Annotated in this window: 12 protein-coding genes; 6 read left to right on the top strand and 6 right to left on the bottom strand. The window is 71.2% G+C overall.

The annotated features are described in order from the left end of the window. From edd to eda, 3 genes are read left to right on the top strand one after another with little or no spacing between them, the layout of a single operon-like run. Positions 1-1,881, top strand: a complete 1,881-nt coding sequence (edd, locus tag IEY93_RS19620; protein WP_229691282.1) for a phosphogluconate dehydratase — start codon at positions 1-3, stop codon at positions 1,879-1,881. Beyond that, the gene (locus IEY93_RS19615) at positions 1,878-2,945 is read left to right on the top strand and encodes a glucokinase (RefSeq protein WP_189164542.1); all 1,068 of its coding nucleotides are present in this window, start codon (positions 1,878-1,880) and stop codon (positions 2,943-2,945) included. The genes edd and IEY93_RS19615 overlap by 4 nt, the downstream gene beginning before the upstream one ends. Further along, positions 2,942-3,556, top strand: a complete 615-nt coding sequence (gene eda, locus IEY93_RS19610; RefSeq protein WP_189164541.1) for a bifunctional 4-hydroxy-2-oxoglutarate aldolase/2-dehydro-3-deoxy-phosphogluconate aldolase — start codon at positions 2,942-2,944, stop codon at positions 3,554-3,556. The genes IEY93_RS19615 and eda overlap by 4 nt, the downstream gene beginning before the upstream one ends. A gap of 36 nt (positions 3,557-3,592) precedes the next feature. On the opposite strand, the gene IEY93_RS19605 is transcribed toward eda, so the two are convergent. The 5 genes from IEY93_RS19605 to IEY93_RS19585 all read right to left on the bottom strand — a co-directional run bounded on the left by IEY93_RS19605 (position 3,593) and on the right by IEY93_RS19585 (position 10,338). After that, positions 3,593-5,026, bottom strand: coding sequence for an MFS transporter (locus IEY93_RS19605; protein WP_189164540.1), 1,434 nt, complete (start codon positions 5,024-5,026; stop codon positions 3,593-3,595). 155 nt (positions 5,027-5,181) lie between these two features. Next, positions 5,182-6,585: an RICIN domain-containing protein gene (locus IEY93_RS19600; protein ID WP_189164539.1), complete on the bottom strand. Its 1,404-nt coding sequence runs from the start codon at positions 6,583-6,585 to the stop codon at positions 5,182-5,184. A gap of 335 nt (positions 6,586-6,920) precedes the next feature. Next, positions 6,921-8,381, bottom strand: coding sequence for an MFS transporter (locus tag IEY93_RS19595; RefSeq protein WP_189164538.1), 1,461 nt, complete (start codon positions 8,379-8,381; stop codon positions 6,921-6,923). A 294-nt stretch (positions 8,382-8,675) separates the two neighbouring features. Further along, positions 8,676-9,380 carry a cytidylate kinase family protein gene (locus IEY93_RS19590; protein WP_189164537.1) on the bottom strand — a complete coding sequence of 235 codons (705 nt, stop codon included), beginning with the start codon at positions 9,378-9,380 and terminating at the stop codon, positions 8,676-8,678. Positions 9,381-9,627: 247 nt separating this feature from the next. Then, the gene (locus tag IEY93_RS19585) at positions 9,628-10,338 is read right to left on the bottom strand and encodes an ATP-binding protein (RefSeq protein WP_189164536.1); all 711 of its coding nucleotides are present in this window, start codon (positions 10,336-10,338) and stop codon (positions 9,628-9,630) included. A gap of 166 nt (positions 10,339-10,504) precedes the next feature. Between IEY93_RS19585 and IEY93_RS19580 the strand changes: the two genes are divergently transcribed. After that, the gene (locus IEY93_RS19580) at positions 10,505-11,374 is read left to right on the top strand and encodes a helix-turn-helix domain-containing protein (RefSeq protein ID WP_229691281.1); all 870 of its coding nucleotides are present in this window, start codon (positions 10,505-10,507) and stop codon (positions 11,372-11,374) included. Positions 11,375-11,376: 2 nt separating this feature from the next. Then, on the top strand, positions 11,377-11,598 hold the full coding sequence (locus IEY93_RS19575; RefSeq protein ID WP_189164593.1) for a DUF397 domain-containing protein: 222 nt from the start codon (positions 11,377-11,379) through the stop codon (positions 11,596-11,598). Positions 11,599-11,788: 190 nt separating this feature from the next. Here the strand turns inward: IEY93_RS19575 and IEY93_RS19570 are convergent, their stop codons facing one another. Continuing rightward, the gene (locus IEY93_RS19570) at positions 11,789-12,796 is read right to left on the bottom strand and encodes a carbohydrate kinase family protein (RefSeq protein WP_229691280.1); all 1,008 of its coding nucleotides are present in this window, start codon (positions 12,794-12,796) and stop codon (positions 11,789-11,791) included. A gap of 494 nt (positions 12,797-13,290) precedes the next feature. On the opposite strand from IEY93_RS19570, the gene IEY93_RS19565 reads away from it, so the two are divergent. Then, positions 13,291-14,241, top strand: a complete 951-nt coding sequence (locus IEY93_RS19565; RefSeq protein WP_203968752.1) for a toll/interleukin-1 receptor domain-containing protein — start codon at positions 13,291-13,293, stop codon at positions 14,239-14,241.

Below are 14,241 nucleotides of genomic sequence, written 5' to 3'. Positions count from 1 at the left end.
GTGTCCGAGTCAGCGCACACAGCGCCCGCTGCGCATCGCACCGTTCAGGAGGTCACCGAGCGGCTCGCCGAGCGCAGCGCGCGCAGCCGCGGGGCGTACCTGCGCCGCGTCCGGGCGGCCGCCGACGAGGCGAGGGAGCGCGGGCCCGCCCGCACGAGCCTCGGCTGCGCCAACCTCGCCCACGGGTTCGCCGCCTGCTCCCCCGCCGACAAGCTGGCCCTGCGCGGCGGCGAGCGGCCCGGCGTCGCGATCGTCTCGTCCTACAACGACATGCTCTCGGCGCACCAGCCGTACGAGACCTACCCGGCGGTGCTGAAGGAGGCCGTGCGCGCGGCGGGCGGGATCGCGCAGTTCGCCGGCGGCGTGCCCGCCATGTGCGACGGCGTCACCCAAGGCCGTCCCGGCATGGAGCTGTCGCTCTACAGCCGCGAGGTCATCGCGATGGCGACGGCGATCGCGCTGTCGCACGACATGTTCGACGCGTCGCTGATGCTCGGCGTGTGCGACAAGATCGTCCCGGGGCTGCTGATCGGCGCGCTGCACTTCGGGCACCTGCCCGCACTGTTCGTCCCCGCCGGCCCGATGCCGTCCGGGCTGCCGAACAAGGTCAAGGCGCGCGCCCGGCAGGCGTTCGCCGAGGGCAAGATCGGCCGCGGGGAGATGCTGGACGCCGAGGCCAAGTCCTACCACTCCCCCGGCACCTGCACCTTCTACGGCACCGCCAACTCCAACCAGGTGCTCATGGAGGTCATGGGGCTGCACCTGCCCGGCGCGACCTTCGTCAACCCCGGCACCGAGCTGCGCGACGCCCTCACCCGCGCCGCGGGCGCGCGCGCCGTCCAGATCACCGCACACGGAACCGAGCACACTCCGGTCGCCGAGGTGGTGGACGAGAAGGCGCTGGTCAACGCGGCCGTCGCACTGCTGGCCACCGGCGGGTCCACCAACCACACCATGCACCTGGTCGCCATCGCCGCCGCGGCGGGCATCGAGCTGCTGTGGGACGACTTCGCCGCCCTGTCGCGGGTCGTCCCGCTGCTGACCCGGATGTACCCCAACGGGCAGGCCGACGTGAACCACTTCCAGGCGGCGGGGGGCATGCAGGCCCTCATCGGCGACCTGCTGGACAACGGGCTGCTGCACGAGGACGTGCTGACCGTGGCCGGGCGCGGCCTCGGCCTGTACCGCAGCGCGCCGGCGCTCAAGGACGGCGAGATCGTCTGGGAGGAGCGGCCCACGCGCGGCACCGACCCGGACGTGCTGCGGCCGGTCGCCGAGCCGTTCTCCGCGGACGGCGGCATCCACATGGTCAGCGGGAACCTCGGCCGGGCGGTCAGCAAGGTGTCGGCGGTCAAGCCCGAGCACCTGGTCATCGAGGCGCCGGCCAAGGTGTTCGACGACCAGGCCGAGCTGATGGCCGCCTTCCAGGCGGGCGAGCTCGACGGGCAGGACTTCGTCGCCGTCATCCGCTACCAGGGGCCGAGCGCCAACGGCATGCCGGAACTGCACAAGCTGACCCCGCCGCTCGCGGTGCTGCTGGACCGCGGGCAGCGCGTCGCGATGGTCACCGACGGCCGCATGTCCGGGGCGTCGGGCAAGGTCCCGGCCGCCATCCACCTGTCGCCGGAGGCGGCCGACGGCGGCCCGATCGCGCTGGTCCGCGAGGGCGACCCGATCAGGCTGGACTCGGCCGCGGGCACGCTGGACCTGCTGGTCCCCGCCGAGGAGCTGGCCGCGCGCACGCCGCAGGGCCGGCCGCTGCGCGACGACGAGTGGGTGGGCACCGGACGGGAGCTGTTCGCCGCCTTCCGCCGCGCCGCCGGGCCCGCCGACCGCGGCGCCGGCATCTTCGCCATGAGCGGCGCGGAGGCGCAGGCGTGACCGGCCTGCCCTCCCCGTCTCAGGAACGTCCCTGGCTGGTCGCCGACATCGGCGGCACCAACGCCCGGTTCGGCCTGGTCTCCCGGCCCGGCGGGCGCCCGGGCACGGTCGCGGTGCTCCCGGTCGCCGAGTTCGACGGGCTGCCGGCCGCCGTGACGCACTATCTGACCCACCAGGCGGGCGGCGTCCTGCCCGCGGCGGCGTCCCTGGCCATCGCCGGGCCGGTGAACGCCGACCGCTACCGGCTGACCAACGCCGCCTGGTCCGGCTCGGTGACCGCGCTCGGCATCGCGCACGTCGAGCTGCTCAACGACTTCGAGGCCCTCGCGCTCGCCCTGCCCCACCTGACGCCGGGCGAGCTCTCCTCGCTGGGCGGCCCGGAGCCCGCGCCGTACATGGTCAAGGCGGTGCTCGGGCCGGGCACCGGCCTGGGCGTGGCCGCTCTGGTGCCCTCGCGCAGCGGGTGGGTCCCGGTGCCCGGTGAGGGCGGGCACGTGTCGGCCCCCGCCGTCACCGACCTGGAGTTCGAGATCGTCCGGGCGCTGCGCGCCGACGGCATGTCGTTCGTCGACGCCGAGCACCTGTTGTCCGGCCCCGGCCTGACCCGGCTGCGGCACGGCCTCGCGCTGGTGGAGAGCACCCCCGTGGCTCCGCTGCCCGCCTCGGAGATCGTGGCCCGGCCGGACGACCCGCTGTGCGCGCGTACCGTTGAGGTGTTCTGCGGTCTGCTGGGCAGCTTCGCGGCCAACGTCGCCCTGACGCTGGGCGCGCACGGCGGGGTGTATCTGGGAGGTGGGATCGTGCCGCGTCTGGTCGACCGCATCCTGCACAGCGACTTCCGCCGCCGCTTCGAGGCCAACCTGGTGCTGTCGGGCTACCTCACCGGCATCGCGACCACCGCGATCGTCGCCGGCCACCCGGCCCTGACCGGCGCGGCGGCCTGGCTCGCCCACCGCGCGACCGGTGCCGACGGCGCCTTCGCCGCGGTCTCCAGAACCCGCGTCACCTCATCTCCGGACGTCCACTCCGAGGCGTCCCCATCAGCAAGGAGCACCCGCGCGTGAGCATCCTCGACCTCGCCCCGGTCGTCCCGGTCGTCGTCATCGACCGGGTGGAGACGGCGGTGCCCCTGGCGCGGGCGCTGGTGGCCGGGGGCCTGCCGGCCATCGAGGTGACCCTGCGCACCTCGTGCGCGCTGGAGGCCATCGGCCGCATCGCCGCCGAGGTCCCCGAGGCCTTCGTCGGCGCCGGCACCGTGCGCACCCCCGCCGACGTGGCGGCGTCGGCGGACGCGGGCGCGCGTTTCCTGGTCAGCCCGGGCGCCACGCCCGCCCTGCTGGACGCGATGGCCGGCAGCGGCGTGCCGTTCCTGCCCGGCGCGGCCACCGCCTCGGAGGTCATGGCGCTGGTGGAGCGCGGCCTCACCGAGCTGAAGTTCTTCCCCGCGGTCCCGGCCGGCGGCGTCGCCTACCTCAAGGCGCTGGGCGGACCGCTGCCCGATGTGCGTTTCTGCCCCACGGGCGGCATCCGGCCGGAGACCGCGGCCGACTTCCTGGCGCTGCCGAACGTCGGCGCCGTCGGCGGCACCTGGCTCACCCCGGCCGACGCGCTGGCCTCCGGCGACTACGCCCGCGTCGAGAAGCTCGCCGCCGAGGCCGCCGCCCTGCGCGGCTGAGGCGGCCTGCCCGGGGACGCCCCGGGCCGGGCCCGTTCAGGTGGTGGACAGCGGGCGGGTGACCTCCTCCAGAGGGCGGCGCTCGGCGTTCACCGCGAGGGCCAGCGCCACCAGCCCGGCGGCCACCATCATCGCGGCGGCGAAGGCGTACCCGTAGAACAGCCGGGTCGGGTCGGGGTTGGTCCGGTCGCCGATGAGCGCGCCGAACACCGTGGGGCCGAGCGCGCCGAAGCCCTGGGCGACCGAGAAGAACAACGCGATGGCCAGCGCCCTGATCTCCAGCGGGAACAGCTCACTGACCGTCAGATAGCCCGAACTGGCCGCCGCCGACGCCACGAAGAAGATCACCGACCACAGGACGGTCTGCGTGGTGGCGTTCAGCGCCCCCTGCTTGAACAGCCAGGCGGTCACCGCGAGCAGCGCGCCCGACACCAGGTAGGTGCTGGAGATCATCACCCGGCGGCCGAGGGTGTCGAACAGCCGCCCGAGCAGCAGTGGCCCGGTCAGGTTGCCGAAGGCGAACGCGAACAGGTAGCGCGAGGCGTCGTGCGGGGAGACCCCGTAGAAGTCGGTCAGCACCAGCACATAGGTGAAGAAGATCGCGTTGTACAGGAACGACTGGCTCATCATCAGCGTCGCGCCGAGCACCGACCTTCGCGGATACTGCCGCAGCAGCACCCGCAGGATCACCCGGTAGGGCGGCGCCCCGCGCGGGCGGAACTCCATGGCCCTGCTCCGGTCCACCGGCGGCAGCGGCCCGCCGCGGCGGCGCACGGCCTCCTCGATGCCCGCGGTGGCCCGCTCGGCCTCCTCGTGCCGGCCGTGGGTGAGCAGCCAGCGGGGGCTCTCGGGCAGGTGGCGGCGCAGCACCCAGATCACCGCGCCGAGCACCGGGCCGATCAGCAGCCCGAGCCGCCACCCCAGGTCCACCGGCAGGATGTCAGGGTTGAGGAGCACGTACGTGCTCGCGGTGCCGGCCATCGCACCCAGCCAATACGTGCCGCTGACCGCGAGGTCGACGTGGCCGCGATACCGAGAGGGGATCAGTTCGTCGATCGCCGAGTGGATCGCCGCGTACTCACCGCCGATGCCCGCCCCGGCGAAGAACCGGAAGAACAGCAGGAACGCCAGGTTCGGGGAGAACGCCGTGATGCCGTTGGCGATCAGATAGAGCGCCAGGGTGAGGATGAACAGTTTCCGCCTGCCGAACCGGTCGGACATCCGGCCGAACACCAGCGCCCCCGCCACCTCCCCGGCCAGGTAGACCGTCGCGGTGAACCCGACCTCGACCGGGGTCAGGCCGAGGGTGCGGGTGTCCTGCAGCACCGAGCCGACCGCGCTGGCGATCGTGATCTCCAGTCCGTCCAGCACCCACGCGACGCCGAGCGCGGCCACCATCCGCGTGTGGAACCCCGACCACGGCAACCGGTCGAGCCGCGCCGGCACCAGACTGCTGACCCCCTTCACCATGGTCACCAAGCGTAGCGATCAATGACGGAGGGTGAACAGCTCATACCGCTGCGGGCACCCCGGCCGGGTGCCGGGGTGCCTTGCGTTCACTCCAGGTGGGAGGTGGCGTCCGCCTGGCCGGTGACCGCCGCGACCGGCGGTCCGGCGTCCGCGGGTCAGGGCCTGCCCGCGAGCCGCCAGAGCTGGTTGGCCGCGCCCGTGCAGGGCCACTGGATGAGCTCGGCGCCCTCCGCGGTGGAGGCGGAGTTGACGTCGATGCACTTGCCGCTGTGCACCGCCACCAGCGAGTACACCCCCGCCGTCTGCGAGGGGCGCAGGGTGAAACGCTGGTTGGCCGCGCTGCCGCAGATCCACTGGATGACGGCGGCACCGTCGGCGGTGGAGGCGGAGTTGACGTCCACGCACAGGCCGTTGCCGGTGTTCACCAGCGTGTACTGGTCGGCGGCGCCGCCGACCGGCCGGAACTGGAAGGACTGGGCGGCCGCGCCGTTGCAGCCCCACTGCCGCAGCCGGGCGCCGGCGGTGGTGGTGCCGTCCGGCACGTCCAGGCAGCGGCCGCTGTGCTGCGCGACGGCGGTGGAGGTGAAGGCCGAGGCGTCGGGCACGGTCTCGCGCAGCACGGTGCCGTGCCGGACGACCCCCGACAACCCGCCGGGCAGGTCGGCCTTGGCCGACCAGGTGTTCAGGTCCCGGCTGTCGGCGCTGAAGTACCTGCCGCTGGTGTACCCGTCCGCGTACAGCCGGAAGGTGCCGTCGGGGAGCTGGGTGATCGCCGGGCCCTCGAGCCCCGACCCCCAGCCGGACCAGTTGCCGGTGCCGACGAAGGTGTACGGACCGCCCAGGCTGGGGGCGGTCGCGTGCTCGGTGTACTTGGTGGTCTCGTTCTTGGTGAAGGCGTGGTAGGTGGTCCCCGAGCGCACGACGAAGGTGTCGATGTAGTTCGGCTGGATGCCGTTCAGCGCGGCCGGTGCACTCCACGCTGACAGCGCCGCGTTCTGCGCCGTCAGCCGGTAGGGCCGGAAGTTGGTGTAGGTGGTCGTGGTGAGCGAGACGATGATGTTCACGCTGCCGTCGGCGGGGTCGACGAACCACTCCGGCGCCCAGGTGTTGGTGATCCCGGCGATGGGGATCGGCACGTTGCGGACGAAGGTCCAGTTGAGCAGGTCGGTGCTGGAGGCGATGCCGAACTCCGCGCCGGTCCAGTTCGTGGTGTAGGCGATGTAGTACCTGCCGTCGGTGTGCCGCATGACGCTCGGATCGCGCACCAGGCCGCTGGGCGGGGTGTAGGCGTTGGCCCTGAGCAGCGAGAAGTTCTTGGCGTCCGGCGAGCTGTAGACGTACATGTTGCTCTCGCTGCCGTTGGTGAACGCCGTCAGCACGTAACGGGTGGCGGCGTGCGCGGGCTGCGGCACGGCCAGCACCATGCCCGCGATGAGTGTCGCGATCACGGCCGCGAGACGGGACCACCGGCCGGCGGCCCGCTCACCGGACGGGTGGAACGCCCCGGCCGCGGCGTACCGGCGTCCGGGTGCGGGGAACCGGGCGCGTCTGTGTGACACGAGACTGCCTCCTGGCGCGACCTGACGGCATGAAGGCGCGGCTCACCGGGAGAACACCCGGTGAGCGCGACGCCGCAACCGCCGGCGGAGCGTCGAGAACCGGCCGGCGGGAGACTGCGAGCCAGTGTTGGCGGGCGCACCGGCACCGTCAAGAGCGGCGGGCCGCCCGCCCGGCGGGTGGGCGGCCCGCGGCGCAGGCCCTGGCGTACGAGGCGGCCTCGCGTCCCTGCGCGACCTGCTCGCATCCGGTCCGCCCGTCCCGCCACGCGGCGGCCGTCCGCACCAGCGCGGGGTGCACCTCACCGGTGAAAATTTCACCCCGCCACCCGAGTGGGTCAGCGGGTGGCCGCGGCGGGCCTGGCGTCCCGCATCGACAGCGAGGGGGTGAGATCCTCCAACGACCTGCGCTCGGCCTTGACCGCGCAGAACCACGCCACGATCCCGGTGCCGATCATGAGCGCCGAGGCGAACAGGTACCCGTAGAACAGCCGGGTCGGGTCCGGGTGCGCCTGGTCGCCGATGAGCGCGCCGAACACCGTGGGGCCGAGCGCGCCGAAGCCCTGGGCGACCGAGAAGAACAACGCGATGGCCAGCGCCCTGATCTCCAGCGGGAACAGCTCACTGACCGTCAAATAGCCCGAACTGGCCGCCGCCGACGCCACGAAGAAGATCACCGACCACGCGATCGTCTGGGTGACCGCGGTCAGCACGCCCTGCTGGAACAACCAGCCGGTGAGCGCCAGCAGCGCCCCGGACACGATGTAGGTCGACGAGATCATCGGCCGGCGGCCCACCGTGTCGAACAGCGGTCCGAGGATGAACGGCCCGGCCAGGTTGCCCACCGCGAAGACCAGCAGGTACTTGGAGGCGTCGTTCGGCGAGACGCCGTAGAAGGTGTTCAGCACCAGCACGTACGTGAAGAAGATCGCGTTGTACAGGAACGACTGGCTGATCATCATGGTCGCGCCGAGCACCGTACGAGCCGGGTACTCCCGCAGGACCACCCGCGCGATCTCCCGGTAGGACGGCGAACCGTGCGGGCGCAACTCCAGCGCCTTGTCCTCGTCCACCGGAGGCAGGGACCGCCCGCCGTGGGCGACCGCCTTCTCGACCGACTCCACGGCCTGCTCGGCCTCCTCGTGCCGGCCGTGCATGAGCAGCCACCGAGGGCTCTCGGGCAGGTGGCGGCGCAGCACCCAGATCAGCGCACCGAGCACCGGGCCGATCAGCAGCCCGAGCCGCCACCCCAGGTCCACCGGCAGGATGTCGGGGTTGAGGAGGATGTAGGTGCTCGCGGTGCCGACGATGGCGCCCAGCCAATACGTGCCGCTGACCGCGAGGTCCACCCGCCCGCGGTAACGCGAGGGGATCAATTCGTCGATCGCCGAGTGGATCGCCGCGTACTCACCGCCGATGCCCGCCCCGGCGAAGAACCGGAACACCAGCAGGAACGCCAGGTTCGGGGAGAACGCCGTGATGCCGTTGGCGGCCAGGTACAGCGCAAGGGTGAGGATGAACAGCTTGCGCCGGCCGAACCGGTCGGACAGCCGGCCGAACACCAGCGCCCCCGCCACCTGCCCGATGAGGTACACGGTCGCGGTGAACCCGACCTCGACCGCCGTCAACCCGAGCGTCTGCCTGTCCTGCAGGACCGAGCCGACCGCACTCGCGATCGTGATCTCCATCCCGTCCAGCACCCACGCGACCCCGAGCGCGACCACCAGCCGCGTGTGGAACCGCGACCACGGCAACCGGTCAAGGCGCGCCGGCACCAGCGTTCGCACGACATCTGACATGTGACCCGTCCTCGCGTCCACGCCGCCGGACCGGCCGCCAAGCTCGGCCGCACCCACGCGGCGACTACGGCAACGCCCCCTGCCCCCCCGAACACCTCTCTAACGCTGCGTGAGATCCCGGCCACACGTACCCATCCCAGAAACGACCGGCTGCCCCGCCCTTGCGGACCCCTCGCTCGATGAGTCCGTTCCAACGCCTCCGGACACGAAGAGAGGGCACCCGTGATCGTGACCACGACGAACCTGGACACCCTCGTGACCACACCGCAGGTTGAGGCCGACGACGAATGACCGTCAGATCTTGTGTATCGATGAGTGTGGCCGGACCTCCCAGGCAGGCCGTTGGAGTTGATCGTTGTACACGATGATGTCGGCGTGGTCGGCCGGGCGGGCAGTGGCGAAGTAGAGCCGCTGGGCGGGGATATAGCGGTCGCGCCACGAACGTTCGATCTCGGCGGCGTCGGCGGTGGATCCGGCCGGCGCCGCGTTCCGGTCCTGGGCGCGATCCACCGTCCGCTCGAACGGGACGGACACGAAGACGCGCAGGTCCCACCGGTCGAGGAGTTCCGGGCGCAGCAGGAAGACGCCGTCGAAGAGCAGTACGGCGTCCGCGGGAGCGATCGTTACCGGCGGGGACGATGCGGTGTCGGTGTCTCTGTCATAGACCGCGTGCTGGAACCTCCGGTCTCCGCCTGGGCCCAGCGGATCGAGCAGCACCCGGCACAGCGCGGCGCGATCGTGCGCGTCGAAATAGCAGCCTTCGGCCGAGTACCGGCCGCGCCGATAGCGCTGTGCGCGGGGGAACAGGAAGTCGTCGATGGTCGCGCGGATGACGTTGCGGTCCTGCGCACGCAGAACGACGGCGAGCTCGTCGGCCAGCGTGGTCTTGCCTGCTGCGGGCGGCCCGTCAATGGCGACCCGCACCGGGTGCGCGACCGTGACCGACCTGACCGCCTCGGCCAGCCGACCGACCAACTCGCCGCGTGTGCCCTCTTCCATTGCCGCCCCTCTCACGGTGTCTCCGTTCAGCACCGCACGTCAGGTCGCGGTCGTCGACTCGCGTCCGGCAAGGACGCCACGTCCGAAGCGCGCTCCGTCGTGGACAAGGGCGACGAAGTGGGGGTGCGCCGATTTCGGCGGCGTCGAAAGCACTTGTGAAACCAGGATCTCTGCTCCCGGGCCTCGGGAAACACCTCCCGCGGCCCGCCCTAACGCCCCACGCAGACAGGCCCCTTACCTTAACCCTCTACCGGCCCGATACGTCGTCCTCCTCAGGGTCGGGACGACGTTGACGAGGGATGCGGACGTCTCCGTTACCAGCCGAATGATCAGCGGACTCCACGAGGTCACGCTCTATGAGGTCGATCTGACGTAGGAGATCCTTCTCCGAGGGGGCACTGATCAGGTAAGGCCCGCACCCGCGCGGGATGGCCCACCACTGACGTGTCCAGCAGCCGAACCACACCTCCCACCCGTGGAAGTCGTACCGGAGCCCTGCCGTGGCCCCACCGGCGCCCTCCTCGCGCAGAGTCAGGTCCGCCCAGACGAGGCGCCCACGATGATCGCCCAGCATCCCGGTCCGAGCACTGAGCGCCGCGACGATGGCCAGACCTCTTCCTCCTTCGCTCATCGCGTCATCGCTGCCCGTTCGAGGCAGCGGGACCGTCGGGCCGCCGGCGTCCTGGACCAAGACGCGAACGGTTCGTCCCTCGGAAAGCCAGACCTCGAGAGCCAAGACCCCGTCCACCCCCGAAGCCGTGTGAGCGATGGCGTTGGCGCACAACTCCACCGCACAGACCAAGGCGTCATCCCTGACGGGATGGCCGGCCAGCAGCATGTTGATGAAAGCGCGCACCTCTTTGAGCTGCGCCGGCTCCCCGGGGAACACCCGCCGCCATCGCAGGCCCGGCAGCAGTGCCTCGGGGCGATCCTCCACCGGATGGTCAGTAGCGGCCACCACGTGATTCCACCTCTCACTTCAAGGCGACTCCGCTTCGTCACCACTCGACTACGCAGCGAGCATGCCATACGCCATGCACATGTACATGGCGTACATGGAAATTGGTCAACCCGGAGTAAGCGCGCGATAACGTTGCGCTCGACGTAACGACCGGAGGTGGCGGATGACCTCGAAGCGCGGGATGACTCTGCGGGCACAGTGGCTTGGGCGGGAGCTGCGAGAACTCCGCGAAGCGTCACGGCTCACACTGAAGGAGGCCGCGGCCCATATCCAGAGGGAAGGTCCTACCCTGAGCCGGTTCGAGGCCGGGCTCTACCCCATTCGCCTGCCCGATGTCCGCACGCTTCTGGACCTGTACGACGCGTCCGCACGGCAGCGCGAGAGCTTGATGCGGCTTGCCGGTGAGGTGTGGGAGACCGGCTGGTGGGACGGCTACTCGGACAACCTGCCCAAACTGATCATCGACTACGCCTGGCTCGAAAGCCGCGCGGTACGAATACAGTCGTTCGACGCCGTCGTAGTACCTGGACTACTCCAAACACCCGGCTACATGGAAGCCCTGATCCCGGGATCCGACACCAACGCCGACCTGACTCCCTTCGGACCTCCGTTCCGGCTCGAACGCCAACGGATCCTCAGCGCTCCCGACCCTCCAGAGATCGAAGCCGTACTGGACGAGAGCCTGCTCCACAGGGCACCTGGCGGGACAGAGGTCCTGAAAGAGCAGCTCGTACATCTGATCGAGCTGTCCGAACGGCCCAACATCACCATACGGGTGCTGCCGCTGAGATCACCGATCCACCCCAGCCCGGAAGGCACCTTCCTCCTCTTCGGGATGCCAGAGCCGTTTCCCGAGGTCGGCTATGTGGACACTCCCGCCGGCGGTCTCTACGTCGAGACGGACCGCGTCGAGCGACTTATCATGAAATTTGATCGCCTGCGTGATCACTGCCTCACGACAGACGAGTCGAGGAGCCGCATCAAGGCGGCTGCGGATTCGCTCCCCCAAGGGCGGAAAGCGAGGGCACAGTGACCATGCCGACTTCGCCGGAAGAGCTCCGTGTCTCGTGGCATATCAGCACGTTCAGTCCCAACGGCGGCAGTGACTGTGTCGAAGCGGGCCCCGTCCTCGACGGATCCGACCGGATCGCCGTCCGGCACAGTCACCACCCCGAAGGGCCGATCATTCTTTACACCCGGGCAGAATGGAACGCCTTCCTCGCCGGCGTCCGCGCGAACGAGTTCGACTTCCAATAACCCGTTCCTCCCCTGAAGGGGAGGAACGCAAGGACCGCAGGAGCAGGAACATCCCCGCACGGGCGGGGCTGTCGAGCCGGCTTCGTGCTGGTGCGGAGGCCGGGCCACCTTACTTGCGGGTGGTGTCCCGCGAGACGGCGGTGCCGCGTGGCGATGGACGCCTGTTCCGGCCCGCCTACACGTCTGTTCGTCAGTGGTGTGGCTTCATGCGTGCTCGCAGGGTCTGCTCGTCGATGGGGTTCTCGTGGGTGCCTTCGGTGGTGCAGGCATGGGCGCCGGCGATGGTGCCGAGGTGGACGCAGTCGGGGGCGGGCAGGCCGCGCAGGCGGCCGTAGAGGAAGCCGGACACGAAGGCGTCGCCCGCGCCGTTGGCGTCCACGACCGGCCCGGGCGGGGGCGCGGCCGGGAAGTGCCGCACCTCGGCGGAGACGGCGCGTTCCCGAGCCCCTGTGCCCGGTGGCCGCGCCGCCGCGGGTGCGTCAGGGCCGCCCGGGGTGACCTCTAGAAGGTAGGCGCCGGCGGCTCCGGCGGTGCAGACGACGGTGGTGGCCCGGCCGCGCGCGGCGATGGCGCGCATGACCGTGACCGGGTCGGCGAGTTTGGCGGCGGACAGGAAGACCAGGTCGGAGCCGTGGGCGAAGTCCTGGTGGTAGGGGTTCTCGCCGTCCCAGTCGTGCAGGTCGGTGGAGACGGGGACGCCGAGCGCGCGCAGTTCGGGGTACAGGTGCCGGGAGAAGTCGGTGATGGACAGGTGGACGTGCCGGGCGCGTTCGATCGCGGGCCGGTACAGCTCGGCGGGCAGGCGCTGCCCGGCGGCGGCGCGCGGGTCGAACAGGGAGGTGCGGCGCCCGTCGGGGCCGACGAGCAGGACGCTGCGGCGGGTGCCCTCGGGCACGGTGGCGAAGGCGAAGCCGGCGCCGCGCGCGGCGAGGTGGTCGCGGACCAGCCGGCCCTGGGGGTCGTCGCCGATCAGGTCGACCAGGATCGCCCGCAAGCCGAGCTCGTGGCAGCCCAGGACGACGCCGCTGCCGGTGTTGCCGATGCGGTCGACGACGGGCGGCACCGGGTAGGTGTCGGCGTACGGCAACGGCAGTTCCGGCACGTAGACCGTCGTGTCCACGCCCGCGCCGCCGATCACCACGACGTCGAACTCCGCCGTCGCGCCACCCTTCGCGGCCGTCTCCTGGCAAGAACTCACGGCCGTCTCCTCTCGGCCGTGACCTCCCCGCGCCCGCATGGGCGGGCAGGCCACCGGCGCATGGCGTCTCCGCTTCCCTTCGGCTTCTCCGCGCCGCACGGCCGGGCGCGATCGGCCGGAGATCACTCTACGGCCGTCGTCCGGGGACGTCCGGCCTGCCCTCGGTCCCCGGTAGGAGCTCCGGCAGCGATCGCGGAAAGCCCGCGAACCTCTCCGATGCGGACGCCGGCGTTGAGCACACGGTCGGCGTCAGGGTTCCGGCCGGTGAAATTCGCGTGGCGCGAGCGCCGCGGCGATCGGCCGCGAATCCCGACTTTTTTCTTCTTTAGTACATATCCGGCCAAACTCCACAACGGGCGTACGGGTTAACCAGGATTTCCGGCGGCGAGCGCTCGCGAAAGCCGCGGCAAACGTAGGATTTCGGCAATGGCCCGCCACGGGGGACGGGGCTCTTCGATCTTGCAATTACCGCATTGGCTTACCTGGCGGACGACTTGAACTTTGCCGAAAGCGACAAGCCCTCCTTCTTCATCTCGTACTCCCGCAACGACACGGGGTACGTGAAACGGCTGGCCGGGCAACTCGAGGAGGCCGGCCTTCCGATCTGGTACGACGCGCACCTGGTGGTCGGGAGCCGGTTCGCCCGGGACACCCGAAACATGATCACCCGCGCGCTCGGCGTCATCGTCGTGATGTCGGGCGCGTCGCAGGAATCGGAATGGGTGGAACGGGAGGTCCTCGAAGCACAGCTGCACGACCGCCTGATCATCCCGATCCTGCTCAGCGGTGAGCGGTTCTTCCTGCTCGCCTCGACCCACTACTTCGACGCCAGGGGTGGCACGCTGCTCGACGAGCGCACGCTCGGCCTGCTCCACCGCGTCCGCGACGCCTACTCCCCCGCGACCCGGCACACCTGGCTGCCTCCGGCGCCGCCGAGCGCGGCTCCCGCGTCCCGGCCCACGGACGAGGCGTCGCTGCGCAAGCTGCGGGCCTGTCTGTTCGACGGCCGCGTCGAGCATGCCGACATCCTCACGACCTCGCTGCTGCTGGCACCCGCCGGACGGCTCGCCGACGGCGGCCTGCGCCGCGGCGACGGGGCGCGGCTGTCCTACGGCCTGCTCGGGGAGATCGACGCGGCCTGGGCGGAGCGCTCGGGCGGCACGCAGGGCTTCCGCGCTCAGCTCGGCGTCCACCCTGGACCGCCCCCGGGCACTCCGGCGGGCCAGGCGGGCGACTTCTACGCGCTGGCGGACTCGCTCGGCTGGCTCCGCGACCGGAGGGCGATCCCTCCGTACGGGGAGTTCGTCCCGCCCGCGCCCTACCCGCACGGCTTCTTCCCGACGCTGCGCAACCCGCAGATCGAAGCGCACAAGGGCTGGCACGCCAGGTGGCGGCAGACGGTGATGGCGGTGCACCTGCGACTACGCGGACAAGGCGGTACGTGA

Source organism: Sphaerisporangium melleum (assembly GCF_014646695.1).
GTDB classification, from domain to species: domain Bacteria; phylum Actinomycetota; class Actinomycetes; order Streptosporangiales; family Streptosporangiaceae; genus Sphaerisporangium; species Sphaerisporangium melleum.
Note: the sequence above shows the minus strand (reverse complement) of the source record. Positions and strands in the feature narration are given on the sequence as shown.